The organism is Micromonospora sp. B11E3, assembly GCF_039871625.1.
Taxonomy (GTDB): Bacteria; Actinomycetota; Actinomycetes; order Mycobacteriales; family Micromonosporaceae; genus Micromonospora.
In genome coordinates this window covers 1-20,861 of sequence record NZ_JBDPMC010000096.1, presented here as the reverse complement: position 1 = coordinate 20,861, position 20,861 = coordinate 1, and the positions used below count along the sequence as shown (strand labels likewise).

At 72.0% G+C, this 20,861-nt stretch carries 19 protein-coding genes and 1 pseudogene; 6 read left to right on the top strand and 14 right to left on the bottom strand.

Going from position 1 to position 20,861, the window contains the following annotated elements; all coding sequences use genetic code 11:
* Positions 1 to 532: hypothetical protein (locus ABGB16_RS29755; protein WP_347671402.1), on the bottom strand; the 532-nt coding region annotated here is incomplete at its 3' end.
* Positions 533 to 1,332: 800 nt separating this feature from the next.
* Positions 1,333 to 2,100: a DedA family protein gene (locus ABGB16_RS29750; RefSeq protein WP_347671401.1), complete on the bottom strand. Its 768-nt coding sequence runs from the start codon at positions 2,098 to 2,100 to the stop codon at positions 1,333 to 1,335.
* 168 nt (positions 2,101 to 2,268) lie between these two features.
* Here ABGB16_RS29750 and ABGB16_RS29745 point away from each other — a divergent pair, with 168 nt between their 5' ends.
* The gene (locus tag ABGB16_RS29745; RefSeq protein WP_347671400.1) at positions 2,269 to 3,090 is read left to right on the top strand and encodes an alpha/beta hydrolase; all 822 of its coding nucleotides are present in this window, start codon (positions 2,269 to 2,271) and stop codon (positions 3,088 to 3,090) included.
* Between the two features lie 3 nt (positions 3,091 to 3,093).
* Here ABGB16_RS29745 and ABGB16_RS29740 read toward each other — a convergent pair whose 3' ends face one another.
* From ABGB16_RS29740 to ABGB16_RS29730, 3 genes are all read right to left on the bottom strand, one after another.
* A complete protein-coding gene (locus ABGB16_RS29740; RefSeq protein WP_347671399.1) occupies positions 3,094 to 4,575 on the bottom strand; it encodes a protein kinase in 1,482 nt (493 codons plus the stop codon).
* A 275-nt stretch (positions 4,576 to 4,850) separates the two neighbouring features.
* Complete coding sequence (locus ABGB16_RS29735) at positions 4,851 to 5,732, bottom strand: helix-turn-helix transcriptional regulator (protein ID WP_347671403.1); 882 nt, start codon at positions 5,730 to 5,732, stop codon at positions 4,851 to 4,853.
* A gap of 153 nt (positions 5,733 to 5,885) precedes the next feature.
* Positions 5,886 to 6,125 (bottom strand): DUF397 domain-containing protein, encoded by a 240-nt coding sequence (locus ABGB16_RS29730; RefSeq protein WP_347671398.1) that lies wholly within the window; start codon positions 6,123 to 6,125, stop codon positions 5,886 to 5,888.
* Between the two features lie 252 nt (positions 6,126 to 6,377).
* On the opposite strand from ABGB16_RS29730, the gene ABGB16_RS29725 reads away from it, so the two are divergent.
* Complete coding sequence (locus ABGB16_RS29725; RefSeq protein ID WP_347671397.1) at positions 6,378 to 7,043, top strand: GGDEF domain-containing protein; 666 nt, start codon at positions 6,378 to 6,380, stop codon at positions 7,041 to 7,043.
* A gap of 51 nt (positions 7,044 to 7,094) precedes the next feature.
* On the opposite strand, the gene ABGB16_RS29720 is transcribed toward ABGB16_RS29725, so the two are convergent.
* A complete protein-coding gene (locus tag ABGB16_RS29720) occupies positions 7,095 to 7,589 on the bottom strand; it encodes a type II toxin-antitoxin system PemK/MazF family toxin (RefSeq protein ID WP_347671396.1) in 495 nt (164 codons plus the stop codon).
* 284 nt (positions 7,590 to 7,873) lie between these two features.
* Here ABGB16_RS29720 and ctaD point away from each other — a divergent pair, with 284 nt between their 5' ends.
* Positions 7,874 to 9,877 (top strand): cytochrome c oxidase subunit I, encoded by a 2,004-nt coding sequence (ctaD, locus tag ABGB16_RS29715; protein ID WP_347671395.1) that lies wholly within the window; start codon positions 7,874 to 7,876, stop codon positions 9,875 to 9,877.
* 64 nt (positions 9,878 to 9,941) lie between these two features.
* On the opposite strand, the gene ABGB16_RS29710 is transcribed toward ctaD, so the two are convergent.
* Entirely contained in the window at positions 9,942 to 10,394 is a 453-nt protein-coding gene (locus ABGB16_RS29710; protein ID WP_347671394.1) for a DUF296 domain-containing protein, read from the bottom strand.
* Between the two features lie 226 nt (positions 10,395 to 10,620).
* Between ABGB16_RS29710 and ABGB16_RS29705 the strand changes: the two are divergent.
* Positions 10,621 to 10,818: pseudogene (locus ABGB16_RS29705) on the top strand (trehalase-like domain-containing protein); the annotation flags it as partial.
* The gene (locus tag ABGB16_RS29700) at positions 10,811 to 11,155 is read left to right on the top strand and encodes a cupin domain-containing protein (RefSeq protein ID WP_347671393.1); all 345 of its coding nucleotides are present in this window, start codon (positions 10,811 to 10,813) and stop codon (positions 11,153 to 11,155) included. The pseudogene ABGB16_RS29705 and the gene ABGB16_RS29700, both read left to right, overlap by 8 nt.
* Positions 11,156 to 11,194: 39 nt before the next feature.
* On the opposite strand, the gene ABGB16_RS29695 is transcribed toward ABGB16_RS29700, so the two are convergent.
* The 7 genes from ABGB16_RS29695 to alr all read right to left on the bottom strand — a co-directional run bounded on the left by ABGB16_RS29695 (position 11,195) and on the right by alr (position 19,054).
* The gene (locus ABGB16_RS29695) at positions 11,195 to 12,988 is read right to left on the bottom strand and encodes a hypothetical protein (protein WP_347671392.1); all 1,794 of its coding nucleotides are present in this window, start codon (positions 12,986 to 12,988) and stop codon (positions 11,195 to 11,197) included.
* A gap of 65 nt (positions 12,989 to 13,053) precedes the next feature.
* Entirely contained in the window at positions 13,054 to 13,773 is a 720-nt protein-coding gene (locus ABGB16_RS29690; RefSeq protein ID WP_347671391.1) for a hypothetical protein, read from the bottom strand.
* A gap of 22 nt (positions 13,774 to 13,795) precedes the next feature.
* A complete protein-coding gene (locus ABGB16_RS29685) occupies positions 13,796 to 14,752 on the bottom strand; it encodes a hypothetical protein (protein ID WP_347671390.1) in 957 nt (318 codons plus the stop codon).
* 177 nt (positions 14,753 to 14,929) lie between these two features.
* On the bottom strand, positions 14,930 to 15,619 hold the full coding sequence (locus tag ABGB16_RS29680; RefSeq protein WP_347671389.1) for a response regulator transcription factor: 690 nt from the start codon (positions 15,617 to 15,619) through the stop codon (positions 14,930 to 14,932).
* Positions 15,616 to 16,923 carry an ATP-binding protein gene (locus ABGB16_RS29675; RefSeq protein WP_347671388.1) on the bottom strand — a complete coding sequence of 436 codons (1,308 nt, stop codon included), beginning with the start codon at positions 16,921 to 16,923 and terminating at the stop codon, positions 15,616 to 15,618. Before ABGB16_RS29675 ends, ABGB16_RS29680 begins: the two co-directional genes overlap by 4 nt.
* Before the next feature lie 254 nt (positions 16,924 to 17,177).
* Positions 17,178 to 18,203 (bottom strand): D-alanine--D-alanine ligase family protein, encoded by a 1,026-nt coding sequence (locus ABGB16_RS29670; RefSeq protein WP_347671387.1) that lies wholly within the window; start codon positions 18,201 to 18,203, stop codon positions 17,178 to 17,180.
* On the bottom strand, positions 18,200 to 19,054 hold the full coding sequence (alr, locus tag ABGB16_RS29665) for an alanine racemase (protein WP_347671386.1): 855 nt from the start codon (positions 19,052 to 19,054) through the stop codon (positions 18,200 to 18,202). Before alr ends, ABGB16_RS29670 begins: the two co-directional genes overlap by 4 nt.
* A 15-nt stretch (positions 19,055 to 19,069) precedes the next feature.
* Here alr and ABGB16_RS29660 point away from each other — a divergent pair, with 15 nt between their 5' ends.
* Positions 19,070 to 20,731, top strand: coding sequence for an ATP-binding protein (locus ABGB16_RS29660; RefSeq protein WP_347671385.1), 1,662 nt, complete (start codon positions 19,070 to 19,072; stop codon positions 20,729 to 20,731).
* Positions 20,732 to 20,861 lie beyond the last annotated feature (130 nt).

The window sequence follows — 20,861 nt, the reverse complement described above, 5'->3', positions numbered from 1 at the left end:
CCGGGTACGCCGACACCTGCACCGTCTGCGCGGCGTCGGTCAGCGGCATGTCCTGCCACCCGTCCACCTGCTTCAAACCCTTCAGGAACGCCGTCGTCGAGTACTCCGGGTCCGTGATCTGCTCCGGCGTGCCCCAACCCGACGACGGGCGCTGCTGGAACAGGCCCAGCGAGTCGTGGTCGTTACGGTCACCCAGGTGCCCCAGGTTCTCCAGCTTCGACTCCTGCAGGCTCGTGGCGATCGAGATGACGGCGGCCCGCTCGGGCAGGCCGGCCTTCTTCGTCGCCGCGATGATCGCCTTCGCGTTCGCCACCTGCTCGTCGTCCAGGGTGATGTGGGACTGGGGGCCCTGCACCCCGTGCGGGATCAGCCTGCCGCTGTCGGGCTTGTCGGCCTGCATCACGGCGACGGGCTTGGCCTCGACCGGGGCGGCGGTGGTGGTGTTCGCGGCGTGCAGGGGGCCGGCGGCCAGCCCACCGGCGAACGCGAGACCGGCAACACCGAGAACGCTCTTACGCAGCATCGTGTTCATCATGATCAAAGCTCCATTCGGGGGTCGACACCCAGCCCGGGCCACAAGGGGGACGGCCTGTGCCGGGTGTGAGCACCGTCAGGGCGCTCGAAAGCCTGAGGGGAAAGAATCTGCCCGGCCGCGCACCGCGGATCGGGGACCCGGTCGAGGCGAAGACGCCTCGGTCTGCCACTCGGGTGGGTGCCTCGATCGGGGCGGAGGATTGCCTCGTCGCGGCGCCGGGACCATGCACAACGACCGGCGGCCGACCATCATTCCGGGGCCCGGGTCCCACCCCGTGGGGCGCCCTCCTCGGCCGTGCACCCGTCTCCAACGCCCCCACCCCCGCCACGATTCCGCCCCGACGGTGCCCCCGGTCACCGCCAACCCACCGCCCGGACCGGACATTCGGCGCAAACGGACACACCCGGACGAGTTGATCCACTCCATGTCGGCGACATGGGGGTATCCAAGCCATCCGGATGCCGCCATGTCGCCGACATGGAGAGCCGACCACCACCTCAACCGGCCACCACCAACGCGAACACCGAGGCAAAGACCGCGCCCGCCGGACGAGTGGGGCGCACCGAACAAACGCCGCGAACCGGACCCGCAACCAGGCCGAACGGGAACGAACCGACGGACAGCAACCGGCACGGAGTCGGGTGGGGCCCGCCGTGACCGGCGCAGGGATCAAGCCTGACCGCCCGGAGCCGGGCACGGCGGGCCCCACCCCCGGCCGCAACCACCGACACACCAGGCACGGCCGGACCCACGGGCAACCGAACCCGGCAACCAACAACGAACCACCAGGCGGGCCGCTACCCCCGCCCGGAGCTGCTGTGGTAGATGGTCCCCCGGTACTCGGGCTTCTCCTCGATCACCTCGGCCGCCTCGTCGACAGGCCCCGTCGCCCGGCGGGCCGCCCGCGCCCGCCGTACCCGGGTCACCACGAACCAGCCCAACCCCACCGCGCACACGGCGATCACCACGTTCTGGAACGTGCCCACGTAACTCTCGACGACGTGCCAGTTCTCCCCGAGCAGATACCCCGCCAGCACGAAGACGGTGTTCCAGATCAGGCTGCCCAGGGTCGTGTACACCAGGAAGGTCCGCACCGGCATCCGTTCCACCCCGGCCGGGATGGAGATGAGACTCCGGAACACCGGGATCATCCGACCGAAGAACACGGCCTTCACCCCGTGCCGGAGGAACCACGCCTCCGTCCGGTCGACGTCCTCCAGTTTGATCAGCGGCAGCCGCGCGGCGATGGCCCGCATCCGGTCCCGGCCCAGCATCGCGCCGATCGCGTACAGCGCCAGCGCGCCGAGGACCGACCCGAGCGTCGTCCAGCCGATCGCGCCGACCAGGCTGATCTTCCCCTGGCCGGCCGCGAACCCGGCCAGCGGCAGGATCACCTCGCTGGGGATCGGCGGGAACAGGTTCTCCAGCGCGACCGCCAGCCCGGCGCCGGGGCCGCCGAGCCGTTCGACCAGGCCCGTGACGAATCCGACCGGTCCGTCGGAGCCGGGCTCCGGAGCGGAGGCGACCGTACGGGGGAAGGGCAGAAGCGGCTGCGTGCTGATCATCAGACAAAGTTAGTGACCGTTTTCGCCGACTGCCATGCCTTCGGCCGGCTGCACGCCCGACCGCGGCGCGTCGCGGCCCGGGGGCGTCGAAGCGTCGTACCCGGTCCTTAGGGTCTGCCCAGGGCTCCGGAGCGGTCGGGGCGCCCGAGGACGGGCGGGGTGACGGGCATGACGCCGACGATGGGGACGGTCCGCTCGGCGGACGGCACGGTGATCGCGTACGAGCATGTCGGGCGGGGGCCGGCGCTGGTCATGGTCGACGCCGCCAGCGGCTTCCGGGGTTTCGGCCCGATGCGGGGCCTGGCCGCCCTGCTCGCCGACCGGTTCACCGTCTTCTGCTACGACCGCCGGGGCCGGGGCGAGAGCGGCGACACGCCGCCGTACACGGTGGACCGGGAGGTCGACGACCTGCGGGCGCTCGTGGCGGAGGCGGGCGGGTCGGCGTACCTGTTCGGGTTCTCCTCCGGCGCGGTGCTGGCACTGCTCGCGGCGGCCCGCGGGGTGCCCGTCGCGGGGCTGGCGCTGCTGGAGCCGCCGCTGGACTTCGCGGCCCCGCCGGCGGCGCCCGGCGAGGGCCTGGCCGGCGAGATCGCCGCACTGGTCGCGGCCGGGCGGCGCGGCGACGCGGTGGCCCACTTCCAGCGCCAGATCGGGGTGCCCGCAGAACTGGTCGAGGGGATGCGGCAGGGGTCGCTCTGGCCGACGCTGGAGGGGCTGGCGCACACCCTCGTCTACGACCTGACGGTCACCGGCTGCCTGTCGCGGGCCGAGGCGTCGGCGGTGACCGTCCCCGCGCTGGTCGTGCACAGCGAGAGCAGCGACGAGCGGCTGCGCGGCTGGGCGCGGGACGTGGCGGAGGCGCTGCCCGCCGGCCGGCTGCGGGGCATGGCGGGCGACTGGCACCAGGTGCCCGAGGACGCCCTGGCCCCCGTCCTGACGGAGTTCCTCCTCGGCGTACGGCGCGGGGACGCCGCCGACCCGGTCGCGTGAGGTTCAGTCGTCCTCGTCGTCCCCGCCCGACTGAGAGTACGGGGCGAGCAGGGCGCCGAGCTGCTGGGCCGCCTCTCCCCTGATCCGTTCCCTGTCGATCGCCTCGGCGACGCGCTCGCGCAGGTCCCGGATCCGCTTGATCCGGTCGTTCGGCTTGCCGCGTTCCAGGTCCCGAACCTTGTCGCGCAGCTCGTCGGCCGTCTTCGAGTCGATCTCGCCCCGGGCCTCCGCCTCGTTCACCACGGCGACGACCGCGGCGGCCAACTCGCGGAGGCTGACCGGTCGGGTCTGCGCGGTGGTCGGCGGGGCGGTGCTCGGGGTGGCCGCCTCGGTCGGCGGCGGCGCCTCGGTCGGCTGCTCCTCCTGGGTGCTGGTCCCGGGCCCGGCGGCCGGCGGGGTCGACGGCTCGCCGTCGAGGGCGACCAGCCCGACCAGCCCGAGCAGCAGCGCCACGCCCGCTGCGACGAGGACACCGACGAGGCGGTTGCTTCGGCGCGGCGCGGCGGGCGGCGGACCCGGACGGACCGTGGCGGCCGCCGCGGCGCGGGGCGGGACCGGTCGGGCGGGCGGGCCGGCGCGGTCGATCAGGGTGGGCGGGTGCGCGGCGGCGCCGCGCACGGTGGGCAGTATCGCCGTCGGCGGGCCGGCCGTCGGCGCCGCACCGAGCCGGGCCGCCAGGTGGGCGGCGGTGGGCCGGTCGGCCGGGTCGGCGGAGAGGCAGACCAGGGTGAGCGCGGCGATCTCCGGGGGCAGCCCGGGGACCTGCGGGGGCGGGACGGGGGCGGGACGGGCATGCACCGCGAGGGCGTCCTCCCAGCTCTGCACGGGCAGCGGGGCCCGGCCGGTGAGGGTCCGGTAGAGCAGGGCGCCGAGGGCGTAGACGTCGCTGGCCGGGTTCGGCGGCCCGGGGGTGAGCCGTTCCGGCGCGAAGTACGCGGGCGTGCCCATCATCAGCTCGCCGGTCTGCCCGCTGAGCGGGTGGTGCGGCCCGGCGAGGGCGGCGATGCCGAAGTCGAGCACCTTGGCGCCGGTCTCGGTGAGCATGACGTTGCCCGGCTTGATGTCCCGGTGCACCACGCCGATGCGGTGGGCGGCGGCCAGCGCGGCGGCGACCTGTCCGGCCGTCCGAACGGCCTCCGGCCAGGGCAGTGGTCCGGCGGCGAGCCGGTCGGCGAGGTTGCGCCCCTCGACCAGCTCCATCACCAGGTACGGCACCACCCTGCCGCCGGCCAGGGTCGCCTCGCCGTAGTCGTACACCTGGGTGACGTGCGGATGGGTGAGCCGGGCGGCGGCGCGGGCCTCACGCTGGATGGCGGCGCGCAGCTGCGGGTCGGTGGCGAGCTGCGCGGCGAGGGCCTTGACCGCGACGGGCCGGTGCAGCACCTCGTCGTCGGCGCGCCACACCTCGGACATCCCGCCGAGGCCGATGCGCTCGCGCAGGACGTACCGGTCGTGCAGCCGGAGGGTGGGAGTGAACGGCGACATGATGGGGTCCAGTCTGCCTGCCGGGCGCCGCCGCGCACCAACCGCGGGTGCCCAATCGGACCCTCGAGTCCCGTCCGGGCCAGGGTGGGCGGACTGCCGTGAGCTGCCCCGGGCGGGCGGACTGTCGTGCGCTGCCCGGCGAGTGCGCCACGTCCGGGCCGGCGGGCGACCGCCCCGCCGGCGTCCGCCGCCGCCGGGCTCGGCCGCACGTCCGGGCCGGCGGGCGACCGCCCCGCCGGCGTCCGCCGCCGCCGGGCTCGGCCCGGCGGCCGACCTCAGCCCGGGTACAGCTCGTCGCGCAGCCGGGTGAGCAGGTCCGGCGTCCGTTCGGGTGGCTCGGCCTCGACGCAGAGCCGTTCCATGGCCGCCGCGTAGTAGTCCAGGTCCTCCCGCTTGTCGAGGTAGAGGGCGCTGGTGAGCTGTTCGATGTAGACGATGTCCGGGAGGTCCTGGTCGCCGAAGCGGAGGATGGTGAAGGCGCCGCCCGCCGCCGCGTGCCCGCCCGCCTCGAACGGGATGACCTGCACCCGCACGTGTGGCGAGCGGGTCGCCTCGATCAGGGCGGTGAGCTGGCCGCGCATCACCTCGGGCCCGCCGATGGGCCGGCGCAGCGCCGCCTCGTCGATCACCGCCCACAGCTGCGGCGGCTCCGGGCGGCTCAGCAGTTCCTGGCGCCGCATGCGCAGGCCCACCCGGCGGTCGATCTCCTCGACGCCGGCGCGGGGGTGGCCGAGCAGGACGACCGCCCGGGCGTACCCGGGGGTCTGGAGCAGGCCGGGCACGAACTGGACCTCGTAGCTGCGGATCAGGGCGGCGGCCGACTCCAGGCCCAGGTAGGACTGGAACCAGGAGGGCAGCACGTCGCCGTACCGGTGCCACCAGCCGGGGCTGTTCGCGTCCCGGGCGAGCTTGAGCATGGCCTCCCGCTCGTCCGCGTCCACCACCCCGTACAGGGTCAGCAGGTCGGCGACGTCGCGCTCCTTGAAGCCGACCCGGCCCAGCTCCATCCGGCTGATCTTCGACTCGGAGGCCCGGATCTCCCAGCCGGCGCCCTCCCGGGTCACCCCCCTTTCCTCGCGCAGCCGGCGCAGCTGCGCCCCGAGCAGCATGCGCAACACGGTCGGACCGGTGGCCGGACCGCCTCCGGTGGGAACCATCGTCACGCCCCGACCCTCCACCTGGCAGCTCTCGCCGGCCGGGCCCCACCCCGGCCGACGTGTAAGCATGCCACGGACCGATAGTGAGTTGAACCCGTGGCGAATGGACTCGCCCTCCCACATCACGGGACGCGGTCGGCCGGTGACGCGAAGTCAGTTGATCAGGTGATCGAAGTCCCCGTCGCGGGCGCCGAGGACGAAGGCGGCGATCTCGTCCACCGTGTAGATCAGCGCCGGCCCCTCGGGGTGGCGCGAGTTGCGGACGGCGATCCCGGCGCCGTCGGGAAGTTCGGCCAGCTCGACGCAGTTGCCGCTGGGGTTGCTCCGCCGGCTCTTCTGCCACTTCAGCGCGGGAAGCTGGGCGGCGGGAACGCCGTTGGGTGGCTGCTGCATGGGGCGTCCTTCTCCTCGGGGCCTGCCGATGCCGCGGGAGGAGCGGTGCTGGCGAGGGGGTGCCTGACGAACGGTTGCATCTGCACGTGCATCTGCTATTGCATCTGCACTGGGCAGCGAGCATGATATCGCAGATGGGCGGTGCCCATCCGCTCACTTTGGGTTACCCGACCTGGGCTCGCACCAGGGCAAACGTGAGACCGAACGGGCGTTGGCCGTCGCCCGCCGGCCGACGCGGCGAGGGGAGGGCTCGTGCCGGATCCGCTGACCATCGCGTCCGGGATCTCAGCTGCCGGCGCCCTCGTCTCCGCGTGGCAGTTGCGCCGCCGGGCCCAGGTCGCCGAGGCGGAGATCGCGCACCTGCGGGCCGAGCTGGCCGCCGAGCGCCACGCCGCCAGCCACGATCCGCTGACCGGGCTACCCAACCGGCGCGCGTTCTTCCGGCTGGCCGCGGCACTGCTGACCGACGCCGCCGGCCAACCGCTGATCGCCGTGGTGCTCGACCTGGACGACTTCAAGCAGGTGAACGACCGGTACGGTCACGCCGCCGGGGACAAGGTGCTGATCTGCGTGGCCGAGCGGTTGGCCGCCTTCGCCGGCGACAACCTGGTGGCCCGGCTCGGCGGCGACGAGTTCGCGGGCCTGCTGGCCGGTCCCACCGTCGACCGGCGGTGGATCGAGCACGCCACCCGGCGGCTCTGCGAGTCGCTCGCCGCGCCGATCCCGCTGGGCACCCGCAGCCTGCGGGTGACCGCCTCGGTCGGGCTCGCCCCGGTCACCTGCCCGACCCAGCTCACCGAGGCGCTCGACCGCGCCGACGCGGCCATGTACCAGGCGAAGAGCGTCGGTGCGTCCCGGCCCGCCCGCCAACTCGTCGGGGACATCCCGGGCCCGGTCCACCTCGTCGACAGCGCGTGACCTCGCCGCGCGCCGACGCACCGGCTGCCGCCCGGGCGCCGCGACAGAGGGTCAGCGCCAGCCGTAGCCGGCCCGCAGGGCCCGCCCGATCCGGTCGAAGCGGGCCCGGTCGAGCACCGCGCCCTCGCGCCGGATGCTGTCCTCGCGCATGGTGAGCACCCGGTCGAGCCGGACCCAGCTGGGCCGGTTCTCGCGGTCCCACGCGCCCGGGCCGAGGGACAGCCAGTGCCGCTGGCCGTCCCGCTCGCTCTGGCTGGACAGCATCAGCCCGAACAGGGTCCGGCTCTGCCGGCCGACGACCAGCACCGGCCGGTCCTTGCCCTGCCTCGGGTCGTCCTCGTAGGGCACCCAGGTCCAGACGATCTCACCTGGGTCGGCCTGGCCGTCCGGCTCCGGGGCGTAGCTCAGCTCCCGTCGCTGCAACGCGGAGACCTGCCGGCGCCGCGCGACCTGGGCCGGGATCGGCCCCGGCGTACGCGTGCGCGCGGCCCCGCCACCGGTCACCCGGCCGAGTCGGGACGCCACACTCCTCAACAGACCTGCCACGGCGGGCAGCCTAACCCGTCCCCGCACCTCGCGCCGACACGCGTCCCCGCGGCGGCGGCCGGTGCCGGGGATCGGGCGGGTCCGCTCGAAAGGACGGCCGGCGGTGAAGGCGGTGCTGGCGACGGCGAAGGCGGTGCTGGCGACGGCGAAGGCGGTGCTGGCGACGGCGGTTGATCATGCACCCGCCCGGACGGGGGACTGTACGGGAATACGTCACTTTCACCCTCATGTGCACATAAGGTCGACAAGTCAACCGCTCCTCGCCGTCTCCCATGGGGTGAGCCATGCCCGAACGGACAACTGCCGGGACCGGCCGGGACCGCGGGACCGCGATCCTGGCACCGGCCCACTTCGGCGGCTATCCGGGTCCGGTGCGTTCGGCGTTGCCCGGCAACAAGCTGCTCAAGCTGCTCGGCACCACGGACGCCAAGCAGATCGGCCTGCTCTACCTGGTCACCTCGTTCTTCTTCTTCGTCGCCGCCGGCATCGAGGCGCTGCTCATGCGCGCCGAACTGGCCCGCCCGGGAATGCAGTTCCTGTCGCCGGAGCAGTACAACCAGCTGTTCACCTCGCACGGCACGATCATGATGTTCCTGTTCGCCACCCCGCTGGCGTTCGCCTTCGGCAACTATCTGGTGCCGCTGCAGATCGGCGCCCCGGACGTGTCGTTCCCCCGGCTGAACGCCTTCGCGTACTGGCTGTACCTGTTCGGCGGCATGATCGTGCTGGGGTCGTTCGTCGCGCCGGGCGGCGCGGCCGACTTCGGCTGGACCGCCTACACGACGCTGAGCGAGCCGGAGCACTCGCCCGGCGTCGGCGGCAACATGTGGATCATCGGGCTGGTGCTCTCCGGCGTCGGGACCATCCTCGGGTCGGTCAACCTGATCACCACGGTCCTGATCCTGCGGGCGCCCGGCATGACGATGTTCCGCATGCCGCTGTTCACCTGGGCGATGTTCATCACCGCCCTGATGGCGGTCGTGGTCTTCCCCCTGCTGTCGTCCGCGCTCCTGGCCCTGCTGGCCGACCGGGTCCTCGACGCCCACGTCTACGACGCCGACCACGGCGGGCCGATCATCTACCAGCATCTGTTCTGGTTCTTCGGCCATCCCGAGGTCTACATCGTCGCGCTGCCGTTCTTCGGCATCATCAGCGAGGTCATCCCCGTCTTCTCCCGCAAGCCGCTGTTCGGCTACAAAGGCATGGTCCTCGCGCTGTGGGTGATCTTCTTCTACTCGATGAACGTGTGGGCGCACCACATGTTCACCACCGGCCGGGTGCTGCTGCCGTTCTTCTCACTGCTGACCTTCATCATCGCCGTGCCGACCGGGGTGAAGTTCTTCAACTGGATCGGCACCATGTGGAAGGGGCAACTGACCTTCGAGACGCCGATGCTCTTCGCCGTCGGCTTCCTGGTCACGTTCCTGCTCGGCGGGCTCACCGGCGTCCTGCTGGCCAGCCCCCCGGTGGACTTCCACGTCCAGGACACCTACTTCGTGGTGGCGCACTTCCACTACGTGCTGTTCGGCACGATCGTGTTCGCGGCGTTCGCCGGGGTCTACTTCTGGTTCCCGAAGATGACCGGCCGGCTACTCGACGAGCGGCTCGGAAAGATCCACTTCTGGACCATGCTCGTCGGCTTCCACACCACGTTCCTCGTGCAGCACTGGCTGGGCAACGAGGGCATGCCCCGCCGCTACGCCGACTACCTGCCCGGCGACGGCTTCACCATGCTGCACACGGTCTCCACCATCGGGTCGTTCATCCTCGGCACGTCCACCCTGTTCTTCTTCTACAACGTGTGGAAGTCCTGGCGCTTCGGCGCCGCAGTCACCGTCGACGACCCCTGGGGGTACGGCAACTCGCTGGAGTGGGCCACCACCTGCCCGCCCCCGCTGCGCAACTTCGACCGCATGCCCCGCATCCGCTCGGAGCGCCCCGCGTTCGACGCCAAGTACGGCCCCCTGGTCGCCGACCTCGGCCGGGACCTGCCCCAGCGCGCCGCCCGTCCGCCGCAGCACCTCGCCGAGGAACTGCACCACGTGCCGCGCCGGCCGGAGCCGCCGAGCGCCACGGGCGCGCACGGCGTGGAAGAGGTGGAGGAGTTCCAGCCGCTGCCCCAGTCGGGTGCCCGGCCGGTCCACGTCCCCTCGCCCGAGGAGGTGCGCCGGCCCAGCTTCGAGGAGACCCGGGAGGCCGACAGCGACCCGCTGGACTCCCAGCGCGACGGCGAGCGGCTGAGCCCGCCGGAGTGGCGCGACCCCGGTGAGGCCGACCGCGACAGGTAGTGGGCGCCGGCCGGCCGGGGACGCGCCTTTCGCCGGTGGCGCACTGCCCCGCGTCGGCGGCCGGCTACGGTCCGGGCTCCGGCGGCGTCCCCGAGATCAGGGCGAGGCCCGTCTCCGGGTCGACCCGCTTTGCCAGCTCGGGCGCCACCTCGGAGACGATCACCTCCAGCGTCGGCCAGACCCGGCCACGCAGCAGGTGGCCGCCGAGGGTGCTGCCATCGGACCGGCCCAGCACCGCGTGCACGTGCAGGGCCGGCTCGCCGTCCTGCTCCGCCACGTCGCCGAGCAGGGACACCACCTCCACCTGTTCGGGTACGGCGATGCGGCGGTAGTCCCGCCGGTCCCGGTCGAACCAGCCGACCTCCGCGTCGGCGAAGCCGCCCACGGCGGTCACCCGCGCGGCGCGCACCCGCTGCTCGCGCAGGGCCGCCCCGACGGCCGCCACCGCCTCCTCCCCCTTGTCGCACACCACCACGAGGACCCGTCCGGTCTGGTGGCGTACCTCCTGGGTCCTCACGGCCGGCCGTTCCGTCCGGCCGCCGACCGGCGCCGCCGTGGCGGCCCGCTCCTCGCGTCCATCGCCTCTCCTTTCCGGTGGTTCGTCTCGGCCCGCCGGTTGGGCGCCTCGTCCCGGGACCCCGGCCGCTGCCGGTAGGTACCCCTTGTCGCCCCAGGTAGTCGAGATCGCAGGCATGAGGCGGTGCGGGACGGGTAGCCCGGCCGACGACGGGAGGTGCGGCCGGGTGCGCGGAGACGACCAGCCGAGCCGCCCGGCGGCCGGGGACGGCCTTCGGCCGCACGTGCTGCGGGAGTACGCCCTGGTCGCGGACGGGCACCGCGGTGCGCTGATCGGCCCGGACGGGAACGTCACCTGGTTGTGCGCCCCAGGCTGGGCCGACCCGCCGGTCTTCAGCGGACTGCTCGGCGGGCGGGGTGACTACCCCCATCCGGCAGGGGCAGGAGCCGTCGCGGATGGTCGTCGCCCTCGTCCGCTTCACCCCCGGCGCCCGCACCAACTGGCACTCCCACGCCGTCGGCCAGACCCTCCACGCCACCGACGGCGTCGGCCTGGTCGGAACCCGCGACGGAACGGTCGTGCGCGTACGCCCCGGCGACACCGTCATCTGCCCACCCGGCGAGGAACACTGGCACGGCGCCACCGCCGACACCTTCATGAGCCACCTCGCCATGCTCGAGAACCTCCCCGACGGCGGCGACCCCACCACCTGGCTCGAACCGGTCACCGACGAGCACTACCAGGCCGCGAACCAGCAATGAGCCACCCGGAGGCCCCTACCACCCCTGACCGCACAGGTGCTACTGCCACCGCACCTTCTCCAGTGCACCTTCTACGATCTCGGGCGAGGCGCCGACGTCCGTAATCATGACGAAAAGCTGCTTTCCCGGCACCAGCCAGGCGTAGCGCGGCGAGGCGAACCTGTCCGCGCCGCACCGCTGCCGGTAGAGGCTCGCAGGCTGTCCGCCCAGCGTCAGGTTGACGGGTCCCTCCACCTTCCCGGGCGCGCCGCCCGAGCATGACTGCGCGGCCCAGTGCCTGACCGGATCATCGCCGAAGTACTCGTCCGCTTTCCCCGAACCGAGATTGACGAAGTTGACATGCGGACAGTCCGCAGTGGCTCCGCCGCAGTCCTCCGCAAAGTTCATCACCACATCGGGTTCGCTCATGGCCCCGATCCAGTTCTTCGGATACGGGATCGTCAGGCGATCGAACATGGAGATGCTTTCACCCGCGGCGAAGCTGGCGAAGTTCGGTTTCAACGTGAACGCCGGCCCGGCCGGGCTGGCGCCGCCGGCCGACCCCACCACCGCGACCCGCAGCGTGTTGCTCAGTTGCAGCCGGATGCCGCTTATGGACGATGTGACGGTGTCGACGAGCGCCTTCAGCGCGTCGCCCACCCACGCCAGCCGCCACAGTGCCTTGGCAAGGTTCATCCGGCCGGCCAGCAAACTGACAAGGGTGCCGAAACAGCCGGCGCCGGCGTTGATGACCTGGCCGAGCGTCGCTCGGCCGGCAAGCGGCGCCATCGAGTTCTGTACGCAGGAGACGAGGTTGCCTTGTTCGAGGAGCGCGCCGACAACCTCCATCGTCTTGCCGGCGTTGCCTTCGCCGGTCAGCAGGCCAACCGCGAGACCGAAGAGCTTCACGATGCTTTCGGCAGCAAAGGTGCGGAAGTCGCCCTGAAGCTCGACGGTGGCAGGTAGGTCCTTCGTGTTGATCGACCCGACCAGCTGGCCGTCGCGCCCGAGGTACGCCTTGACCTTCTCGCCGAAGGGCAGCAGTCTGCTGACATACTTGACCACCTCCTCCTCGTGGTCGCCGGGTGAAGCGGCGAGACGGACATCGCTCGTGGCGGCCACGGACAAGATGTAGTTGGTACGGTTGGCGATGCCGACGCGGACGTACCCCTCGCTGCCGGAGGAGAGGCAGGCGAAGATGGGGCTGTCGTCCTTGAGCGACCAGCCGCGAGAACCAATTGTCACCTGCTGACCGGACACGGTCACTTCCTGCTTGCAGTCGGTTCGGTTCTCTTCGACCTGCTCAGGGAAGAATGAGGCGAGCAACGCCCGGTCGCTGACGTACGCGATGTACTTCGGCGAGAGGTGCGGTAGGGAGATCTTCGTCGCTGTGCCGTTGGCGCTCGACGGCAACAGGGCGTACGCGTCGCCGTCGGGCGTGTACGGAAGGGCCAGCACATGCTCCGCGCCCTCAGCCCTGGGCCTGCCCGCGTACGGCAACTCGATCGTGAGCGGAACCTTCGGCTGGACGTCGTCCTGACCGTCCTTGGCAAGGGAGACGTCGAACTTCGCCACGGCCGCGTGGATGCCGCCGAGTGGCCCCGCCTCGCTGGCCTTCAGCGGCCGCGGCGCCGTCACCCGCAACGTGGTCCCGCTCGCCACTGCACCCTTGGGCACCGTGACGACGGCACCGCCGGGGAAGGAAAAGGTACCTCCGTCCGGTCCGACCTGCGCCGTCCCCGACCTGGCCGTTTCTGGCTTCTGCCATGGCAGGTTGCCCGTACCTGCGGCCCATCCGGCGGCGACCACGAGCGCCACTACGCCCGCAACGGCCGCTGACCATCGCTTGTTCACGGCACATCCACATCATCTGGTGTCGAGTCTGGTGTCGAGTACGGTCGAACTGGTTGCGGCGATCGTCACGGCTGTCGCGCGAGGAGCCGGGCGACGGCCCTCGCCATGAAGGCTTCCAAGGGTTCCGGTTGCCGGTCGTCGTTCGTCGGAAGCATCAGCGGAGTGCCGTCGTCGGCCTTGCCGAAGCAGTGGATGCGGCCGGACTCGACCGCCCTGGCCGGTTCGAACTCGATGGGGTGCCGGTCGTCCCCCAGGCACAGCAACACGGGCTGGTCCGCCGCCAGGCCGGTACGCAGCCGCGACCTGTCATCGAGCTTGGCGAAACGCTGTGCGCTCGACTGCCCCGTGTAGGCACCCGGCACCAGGCCCCTGTCCCGCAGATACTTCTCCAACCGCCTGGCGATGTTCCGATCGGGCCGTCTCTCGGCGGGGATCAGTGGCTGGGCGCCCACGGCCCGGTAGGCGTGACAGCGCTTGTCCAGGGCGAACCTTCCCTCGAACTCCCATCGGTGGCCCGCGACGACGTGGCGGTCGACCTCCTGGAACGACCTCGCCGTGCGGCGCTCAAGTACCGGCAAGGGTTCGACACCTTCGGCCTTGAGCCGTCGCACCGCGGCGGAGAACAACTCCTGGATACGGTCGATGCTCTCCTGCCACGCGCGCAACTCAGTGCGCTCCCAGGCGTCCCGCCGGGACTTCCCCGCGGCCTGCAACCGGCTTTCGGCCGCCGCCTGCTCATCCAGCTTTCGACGTTCGGCGGCTACCATGTCATCGAAGTCAGTCATTTCCTTCATCCTCCAGCGTGTTTCAGCGTCTGACGAGCCAGGAGATCATCGCGCCCGTGATCACCATGGCCAGCAGGTAGTAGATGGCATACGCGGCGAGAAAAGCCGCCGCGAGAGCGAGCACGGCGAACGCGATGACGCCGACGACAAACGTCGTCGCGGTGCCGGTGAGCAACGCCGCGGCGTTGACCGCCGTGCCGTGAACCGCACCGACGACGGCACGTGCGGGTGTCCCGCGACCGCCCCATCGGCGGTCCGGAAGGACTCCGGAGATCAGCGCGAGGCAGCAGAAGGCGGCGATGCCGCCCGGCGTGGCGAAGAACCGCAGCGTCTGCCAGAGGACCGTAATCGGCCATTGCAGCGTCCAGGTGTGCAATGCGTCGTTCAGCCATGCCGTCCGGATCTCGAAGGGGCCCGCGGCGACCGCCGGAAACCGCAGGTAGATCTGTCGCCAACCGATCAGGACGGCCACCACCACCGCGTACAGGCCGAGCCGCCGGCCGGCCGACCGCGTGCGGGAGCGGAGCAGACTCGCCGCGAACACCGGGTAGCCGATCATGATGAGCAGGCCGACCACCAACACCGTCAGATAGAGCGGGTACAGCACGACCCCGGCCAGGGCGTTGACCTCCAGGCCGATCCGCGGAAGGGCGTAGCCGAAGGCGAGGTTGTCGAACACGACCAGCCAGGCGACCTCCAGCGCGGCCAGCGCCGGCCAGATCGCGACCGTACGTAACCGCTCGCCGGCCCGGCGGTCCCTGATCGCCTCCGCCGCGATGTCGATGAGCGTCCAACCGAGGTACCACGCTCCCACCGCACCCGCGAGCAGGCACACCACCAGGAGGAAGGCGAGCCACCCGGGCGGCATCGCGTCGCGCTCGCCGCCCGCGCAGTCGTCACCGGAGTCGCCGAGGCAGGCGAGGAACGTTGCGCGGTTCGCCGAAGCGTCACCCCGTATCCAGCGCCCGTCGACCGGCACCGGCTGGGCACCTCTGTCGACGCCTGCCCGCTGGGCGGTGGCCGTGAGTCGCGGACCGCCGGCCGCCGCGCTCACGGGGGTACTCACGAGACCGGCCACGGCCAGGAGGATCCCGATGAGGCGGGCGCAGGTCCCGAGTCGGGGCCGAGGGATGGTGGTGGCGGGCATCGGGTTCCTTCAGGGGGCGGGGTCGTGCGGGTAGCGGTCAGGCAGGTCGGCCGGCTCCAGGCCGAGGCTGTACTCCAGGTCGGCGGGGGAATGGTCGCGCAGGTACGCGGCGAACTTCGCCTTGACCTGCTCCATGTATCCGGCGGCCGTCTTCTCGGACACGTAGAGTCGGGCAGCGATGCTGCGGAACGACTCGCCGCGGGCCCGGCCGGCCAGCACCTGCCGTTCCCGCGGGGACAGGGCGGGCAGCCGGCCCCGGCGGTCCGCGACCTCCGCCAGGCCGGTGAGCGCCTGGGTGATGACGATGTGCCCGGCGGCGACCTGCGCGACGGCGTCGGCGAGCGCGTCGAGCGGCTCGGCTTTGTGGGCGATACCGAGAGCGCCCACGGTCAGGCAGGCCGCCAGCACCGCGCGGCGGCGTTCGTTCGTGTAGACCAGCACCCGGTGCCCGGCGGCGGCCACAGCCCGTACGGCGTCGATCCCCCGCAGCGAGAGCTCACGCCCGGTGCCGTCCAGCTTGAGGTCGAGCAGGACGACATCCACCTGCGGTCGGGCGGCGAGCAGGGACTCGGCGTCGGCGAAGGTCGCCACGACGTCCAGTTGTGGCAGCAGCAGTTGCAGCCCGTCCCGGATGATGGTGTCGTCGTCCACGCCGGCCACCCGGACGCGCCCGCCACGCGGGATCGTCGCGGCCGTCACGGACGGTCACCTGGGTGGGGAGACCGGCTGGCCGGGTCCACCGCTGTCAGGCAGCCGCGTACGGTGACCCTGGTGCCGTCGCCGGGCACCGAATGCACGTGTGTGCTGATGCCGTGGGCAGCCAGGGTCTGCTCCACCTGGACCCGCAGGCCGAAGCCGTACGGCGTTGCGGCGGGGTCGAACCCGCGGCCGTCGTCGGTCACGGTGAGTTCCCATTCGTCCTCATCGGGATCGGCGTCGGCGTGCACGACCACGCGGCTGGCGCACGCGTGCAGGCGGACGTTCGACAGGACGGTCCCGACCGCGTCGCGCAACGCCTCAGCGGCCGGTTCCGGGAGGGTGACCCCGGCGGCGAGATCGAGGCTGGTCTCCACGCGCAGATCCGGATAGGCGGCTACGGCGTCCCGAACGATCGCGGTGAGCGGCCGCTGCCTGGCGCCGTCCCAGCCGATCCGACCGGTCGCGTCGGCGCCGATCCGATCCGCCGCGTCGTCCAGAAACGTGCGGACCCGGTTGGCCAGTACCACGGCTTGCGCCTTGAGCGCTTCCCCGAGTTCCTCGGGCAGATCCGGCCTGGCCAGCATGTGGAGCACGCTGATGTTGTCGTGCAGCAGCAACCGCTGCCGCTGCACCTCCCGCATGCGGGCAGCCTCTGCCGCGGCCTGCGCGGCGGCCATCCGGGCGGCGTCGGCGTCGGCCGCGAGCCGGCGCAGGTAACCGACCAGCAGCCGGGAGAGCAGGGCGAATCCCGGGTACGCGAACGCGTTGCCGAGCACCGTCGCCCTGGTCGATCCGGGCTGCGCACCTGACAGGGCGGTCGCCAGGTAGCAGATCATGAGGATGGCCACCGCGAAGCCGACCTCGCGGCGACGCGCGAACACGATCGAGGCTCCCACCGCCGTGCTGAGGGTGCAGGCGAACCCCCAGGCAGTCCAGTCCCCGGTGATGTCCTCAGCCGTGGTGAAGGCCGGTTGCGCGAGCAACACCAGCACGGCCACCGCCGTGTCGGCCCACCCCCAGCGCCGGTCGCGGTACCTCCCCGCGCGCACCGTGACAACCGCGATCAGCACCGACTCCGCGGCGAACCCGGTGAGCACCGCGGTGAACAGGACTGGCCGCGCCGTGTGCCCGAGCGCGGACGGCAGCGTCACCGCCAGTTGCAGCAGATTGACGAACCGTACGCCGAGGAAGACCATCACCGCGCTCTGCTCGACCCCGGCGGGAGTGGTCGGCAGGCTGGCGCGTCCCAGCCACCGTTGGCCGGTTGCCGTGCTGCGGATGGCTCTGATCGCCCGCGGTCTCATGCCGCAGAATTCTGTCCAACCAGCCTGCATGACGCCACGTCGCCGGGGAACGGCCCAGCCGCCAAGCGCCCAGACGTCGACGAGGCACGGGATCGGCCCGCAACCCTGGTGTACACCCTCCGCGCTCCCCACGCCCACGAAGGGATCATCGCAACCGGCCGGCCCCTGCAACACCCGGAAAATCGCGGGTCTTGTCGGGCATCGCCACCGGCTCGCAGACCCGCATCGTGGTCGGCGCCGCGGGCAGATCGTGGTCAGCGCCGCGGGCAGGGGGAGGCGGTGCCGCGTCGGTGCAGTGCGCCCTGAATGAGGATGTCGAGCAGTGCCGGGTAGCCGACGCCGGCCCGCTGCCAGATCTGCGGGTACTGGGAGGCGGCGGTGAATCCGGGGAAGGTGTTGACCTCGTTGATCACCGGCTCCCGGTGGTCTCCGGTCCACCCTGTGCCGTGGTCGGCGTCCGGATCCGGGAGGAAGAAGTCGACGCGGAGCAGGCCACGGCATCCGAGCGCGTGGAACGCCTGCACAGCCCGGTCCTGCAGGAGTCGGGTGGTGCCGGGATCGAGCTGGGCCGGGATGTGGAAGACGGCACCGCCGTCGTACTTGGCGTCGTAGTCGAAGAAGGAGGCGTTCGCCATCCGAATCTCCAGCGGCGGCCCGGCCTCGACGCGACCGTCGGGGTGCTGAAGGACGCCGACGTCGATCTCGCGCCCGTGCACGGCGCGTTCGACGAGAACCTTCGCGTCGCTCCCCCGCGCGAGCCGCAGGGCGGCGGGCAGTCGCGCCCATTGTTCGACCTTGGAGACGCCCAGGCTGGAGCCGGCCCGGGCCGGTTTGACGAAGACGGGCAGTCCCAGTCGCTCCTGATCCCGCGACGACAGCTCCTCGTCGGGGCGCAGCGTCACCCCGGCGGCCACGCGCAGGCCGTCGGCGGCGAGGAGTTTCTTCGTGACCGGCTTGTCCATCCCCGCGGCGCTGGCGAAGACACCGTTTCCGACGAACGCGACGCCGAGCCACTCCAGCATCGACTGGACGGTGCCGTCCTCACCGTACGGGCCGTGCAGCGCCGGGAACACCACGTCCTGGTCGCCGAGGGTCCGCAGCGCCTGCGCGAACGTGGCCCGGTCGCCGTTCACCCGCCACCGGCCGTCCCGCTCGATCAGCACCTCGGTCACGTCGTACGTGTCGCGGTCGAGATGGGCCAGGATGCTCTCCGCCGAGCGGCGGGAGACGTCGTGCTCCCCGCTACGCCCACCGAACAGCACCGCCAGACGAACAGTCATGATCTTGCCTCTCCCCCGCGCAGGTGCACGCGCGCCACTCGCGCGCCGATTCCGGTCAGGACTTCGTGCGGGTTGGTGCCGGCCCACCGCGCCCACTCGGCGGCCGTCGGCTCGGCCGGGTCGGGCGAGCCGGGCTCGGCGCCGGCGCCGGCGCCGGCGCCGAAGACGACCACGGGATCGCCGAGCGCCACCGGCAGATCGCCGACGTCGACGACGCACTGATCCATGGCGATGCGGCCCACGATGGGGCATCGTCGACCAGCGAGCCAGACCCACGCGCGGCCCTCGGCGGTGCGCGACAGGCCATCGGCGTACCCGAGCGGCAGCAGAGCGAGCGTGGTCGGCCGATCGGTCAGGTGGTCGGGCCCGTACGAGACGCCGGTCCCGGCGGGCACGCGTTTCAGGTTGATCACCCTTGACCGCAGGGTCATGGCGGGTCGCAGGCCGAAACGGCGGGGACCGGCCCCGCCAAACGGGTCGATGCCATACATGGCCAGGCCGATCCGACAGAGATCGAACCGGGTCTCCGGGACGGCCAGTGCCGCCGCCGAATTGGCCAGATGCACCACCGCGGGGTCAATCCCCGCGTCCCGGGCGATCCGCAGCGCCTCCCGGAATGTCGACAGCTGCCGCGCGATGCTCGGGCATCCAGGCACGTCGGCGTTCGTCAGGTGAGACCACACCCCGTGTACGCGGACGCTGCCCTCCGCCTCGTGCTTGCGAGCCCAGGCGACCAGCTCGGGCCATTCGTCGCCGCCGGCACCGTTACGGGACAGACCGACGTCCGCCTTGAGCTGGACCGCGGCGGGCACAAAGCCGGAACCGGCGGCGATGCCGGCGCCCGAGGGCACGCCCGGAGCCAGCAGGTGAGTTTTCGGCTACGGGTGCTCTGGCTGGTCATCCTCGTCGCGGTGAGCGCGGTCGCCGCGACCGCGTGGCTGACCCTGCGGCAGGCCTCGCAACAGATCAACGACTCGGCCACCACCGACCGGGCGCAACTCGACCAGGTCGTCGGCCGACTCAGGGCGTACGGCAGCCAGCACGGCACCTGGGAGGGCGTGCCCAGCCTGGTACAGAACCTGCGCGCCCAGACCGGTCAGCGGATCCACCTGGTCGCCGACACGGGCGACGTGATCGTCGACACGGACACCCAGGAGGACCGCACCGCCCGGCCGCTCGGCACGATGGTCGGGTTCGTCGACCCGCGGCCGGTATTGAACCTGGCCGCATTGCCAACAGAGCCGGCGGGCCGGGCGAAAGGCGTGGTCGATGCGATCGCCGCCTACCGCACGGGCGTGCTGTTCGCGGCCTGCCTGACCCGGGAATCCGTCCCCGCCGTCGCCTCACCTACCAGCACGGGAGTTCCGCGGTTCGACGCGGACCCGAGCACGGCCGCCGTGCGCCATCGCCCGGGCGTCGACCAGATCGTCCGCGGCTGTCGCGACGCCGCGGCCCAGGCTGACCGGAACCGGGCGGCCGGCGCCGACCGGGTGCAGGGCTGTGGCGCCCTGACGGCGGTGGAACCACTGGATTCCTGCCTGACCCAGGTCTTCACCAACCAGATCAGTGACGTCGCGCCGGTACCCGCCCGGGTCTACCTCGGCGCTCGCGGCGACCCGGCGTCCGCGCTGGCGGCCGGTCCGCTGCTCGCGGCGGCAGCGGGCGTTGCGACGGTCGCGGTCATCGGCACCCTGCTGCTGAGCCGGCGGGTGCTGCGCCCCATCGACACGCTCACCGCGGCCGCTCAGCGACTCGGTCGGGGCGACCTCACCGGACGGGTTCCGGTGCGGGGCAACGACGAGCTGGCGGAGTTGGCCCGGTCGTTCAACCGGATGGCCGACTCCCTACAGCGCGGGGAAGAGCGGCAACGTCGGCTGGTCGCCGACGTCGCACACGAACTGCGCACCCCGCTGGCCAACCTGCGCGGCTATCTCGAGGCGCTCTCCGACGGCGTGATCACGCCAGACCAGGAGCTCTACGCCTCGCTGCTCGAAGAGGCGGTGCTGCAACAGCGCATCGTCGATGACCTGCAGGAGCTGGCCCTGGCCGAGGCCGGCAACCTGGCGTACCACCGGGTCACGGTGGATCTGGCCGAACTCCTGGAGACCTGCGGCACCGCCCACCACGCCCGGGCGGAGTCAGCCAGGGTGTCGTTGCGCGTGGCGGCCGAGCCCGTTGCGGTACACGCCGATCCCGACCGGCTCCGCCAGGTGGTGGGCAATCTCGTCACCAACGCACTACGGGCGACCGCTGCGGGCGGCAGCGTCCGGCTGGTCGCGAGCCGCACCGGAACGCAGGCGGTCGTCCGGGTCGTCGACACCGGCTCGGGAATCGCAGCGGACGCGCTGCCGCATGTGTTCGACCGGTTCTGGCGGGCCGACGCCGCACGGGGCCGCCGTACCGGGGGCAGTGGCCTCGGCCTCGCCATCGCCCGGCAGATCGTCACCGATCACCACGGCAGCATCACGGTCGCGAGTGAGGTCGGCGTCGGGACGACATTCACCATCACGCTTCCCCGCGTCGACTAGTCTCAACGCCGCTCGGTTAAGGTCCGGCGGGTGTTTCGCAATGGTTTGTGATGATGTCGATCGCGATGGTGGCTTTGTAGCTATGCCGGTCTACGTTGGGTCCGCGGGCTTGGTACTTGGAGTTTGAGCG

Coding starts and splice junctions, on each gene's coding strand:
- ABGB16_RS29690 (WP_347671391.1), bottom strand. CDS start 13,773: ATGACTGACTTCGATGACATGGTAGCCGCCGAACGTCGAAAGCTGGAT.
- ABGB16_RS29730 (WP_347671398.1), bottom strand. CDS start 6,125: ATGCAGCAGCCACCCAACGGCGTTCCCGCCGCCCAGCTTCCCGCGCTG.
- ctaD (WP_347671395.1), top strand. CDS start 7,874: ATGCCCGAACGGACAACTGCCGGGACCGGCCGGGACCGCGGGACCGCG.
- ABGB16_RS29735 (WP_347671403.1), bottom strand. CDS start 5,732: ATGGTTCCCACCGGAGGCGGTCCGGCCACCGGTCCGACCGTGTTGCGC.
- ABGB16_RS29675 (WP_347671388.1), bottom strand. CDS start 16,923: ATGAGACCGCGGGCGATCAGAGCCATCCGCAGCACGGCAACCGGCCAA.
- ABGB16_RS29670 (WP_347671387.1), bottom strand. CDS start 18,203: ATGACTGTTCGTCTGGCGGTGCTGTTCGGTGGGCGTAGCGGGGAGCAC.
- ABGB16_RS29750 (WP_347671401.1), bottom strand. CDS start 2,100: ATGATCAGCACGCAGCCGCTTCTGCCCTTCCCCCGTACGGTCGCCTCC.
- ABGB16_RS29745 (WP_347671400.1), top strand. CDS start 2,269: ATGACGCCGACGATGGGGACGGTCCGCTCGGCGGACGGCACGGTGATC.
- ABGB16_RS29740 (WP_347671399.1), bottom strand. CDS start 4,575: ATGTCGCCGTTCACTCCCACCCTCCGGCTGCACGACCGGTACGTCCTG.